This is a genomic window from Pseudomonas sp. NBRC 111127 (assembly GCF_001320345.1).
In the GTDB taxonomy this organism is placed as follows: Bacteria; Pseudomonadota; Gammaproteobacteria; order Pseudomonadales; family Pseudomonadaceae; genus Aquipseudomonas; species Aquipseudomonas juntendi.
The window spans coordinates 1-2082 of record NZ_BCBD01000290.1 but is presented as its reverse complement, the minus strand read 5'-3'; the positions used below and the strand labels follow the sequence as shown (position 1 = coordinate 2082).

Genomic DNA, 2082 nt, shown 5'->3' with positions numbered 1-2082 from the left:
AACGCCCTCAACGAAGCGATATTGTTACGGTGATAGAAAACCAAATAGAGCGAAATGAATAGCATCACGCACAGCACTACGGCCATTGAATTGTTATAAGTTTTTATCATCGGATACAGCAGGCTACTCAGCCCCGCCCCCAGGCCGCCCACAATCCAGGAATTGGCCTGACCGGGTTCGGATACTTCAACACGATCGCCGCGCAACATGAATGAACTAACTTTGGTTCTACGTCCATAAGCCAGCGCGAAAGCCACTGCCGTAAGCACGAGCGGAATCATACTAATCGCCAGCGCCGTCATGACTTCCATCTTCGCCTGCTTGTAGGTGATCGCCATTGATAAAATAAAGGCGAACAGCGGCATAGCAGACAAGCTGAAGCAGAGACGCAACGATGCAAAATCAGCAAACCTTTCAGAGCGATAGGCGCATTTCACGCACCAGCAAAAAGTCAGTAATGACACGACGGCCATGGGCACAAAGACGACCTTCGGAGCCACCCCCAGGGTTAATACTGAAATCATCAACATCAAAAACCAGAAGGCCCAGATACGCGCAAAGAATCGCTCGGTCGTAAACATTTAACTCAATCTTTTCCAGTCAGGTAATCGCCCAGATCAGTGCCCCAGCCCGTCGCATCATCACTCAGCGTGAATTGAATAGCTGCACCGACCACAAGCGAGGCAACAATCACAACGATAGCTGGCCCGCCGATCATGCCAATGATCACTCCGCTGGCGTAAGCAGCTGCATTAGCCGGCTGACTGTACGCGGACTTGCGCAAAAACTCATCGATGCTGGAGGAGCTACTGATATCCATGGCTAATTGCGGGCCAAACGCTAACGCGGCCCCCACCTTGCCACTTGAAATGAATTTCCCTGCACCTTTGCTTCCATAGCCACCATTATCAACATGCGCAACTTTTCGCAGTTCCCTTGCGGTGTCGTAGGCGGCAAGTCTTATAGAGTCATTCACGAGCTTGCCATTGACCCTATAAATATTAGCCCTGGCGTTCGCAGGAATCTCAAAAAACAAATTCCCGCCCACCCTGACCAGCTTTATTCGACCCCGGAACGCACGCCCAGGCGACACACTGCCGGCTTTGCCGCGTGAAGCAGCCCATTTTTTCAACTGTTTTTTTAAGGCGGGTGTAAGATCCAGAAGGTTTTCTACTTTCGTGCCCATTGATCCAGCGTGAATGGCCCCTCCTACACCGGCCAGCGTACCAGGCAAGTTGGCCGTAGAGAATAAAACCGGGCCAACGACCGGAATAGATTCAGCCTTCCCCTTCAATGCCAAAAGCTTGTCTGCACTCACACGACCAGCCTTGGCAATCTTGTTCATTAGTTCAACAAGTTCAAGCGCATAATTTTCTGCTTCTTCGACGCTCAGCTCGCTCTGTTCTGCAGTCAGTTCGGCAATCAAGAACTCTGCGGCGTCCAGATCGTTAGCGGTATATCTGCCGCCGATGTTCATCGTAGAAGGGAAAGACCTTGCGGCAACTGTGCTGGGCCAAGGCAGCTCACCACTTCCAAGCAAGCCATCTTGCGGCCCCCGCCCCATGGGGTCAGCAGCGGTACAAGGGTAGATGCCCTGACTCATACTCGGCCCCCTGCCCGCGATGGGACACAAGACCCTGAACCACCGGTCAAGTTCAAGCAAAGCGAAGGGGATGGTAGTGGATAGAGCTCCATGCCTTTGATACTCCCTGTTGTAAAGGCCAGCAACCGCACTCGCCCCGGGCATTTGCGTCAATGAGGTGGCGAACAGCCAGTCCCTCCGCTGCGACAAAGGCCCGCCATAAAAGTTCATTGCAAAACGGAGAAAATGCCAACTCCATCACATTCTCGCCTGGGCAAGACGTGAAAGCGTGCAGGAAACTACGAGACGCTCCACTCTGTCAACCTCGAAAGAAGTCACGGATTGCGACAGATAGCATCAATTAGCCATCATTGCGATAGAGAAAAATGCTGAAAATTTCAATGGTAATCAAACGCGCCGAATCTAAACATGTGCATTAAACTTGGAGAACGACAGGGATAACATACAGCACCGACAAACATGACCCTATCGCATGCACA

General features: G+C 51.7%; 2 protein-coding genes. Both read right to left on the bottom strand.

The window, feature by feature from the left end; all coding sequences use genetic code 11:
- The coding region (locus APH30_RS26890; RefSeq protein WP_054914235.1) for a hypothetical protein at positions 1-581 on the bottom strand (581 nt) is incomplete at its 3' end.
- A gap of 5 nt (positions 582-586) precedes the next feature.
- Complete coding sequence (locus APH30_RS26885) at positions 587-1603, bottom strand: hypothetical protein (RefSeq protein ID WP_054914236.1); 1017 nt, start codon at positions 1601-1603, stop codon at positions 587-589.
- Between the last annotated feature and the right edge of the window lie 479 nt (positions 1604-2082).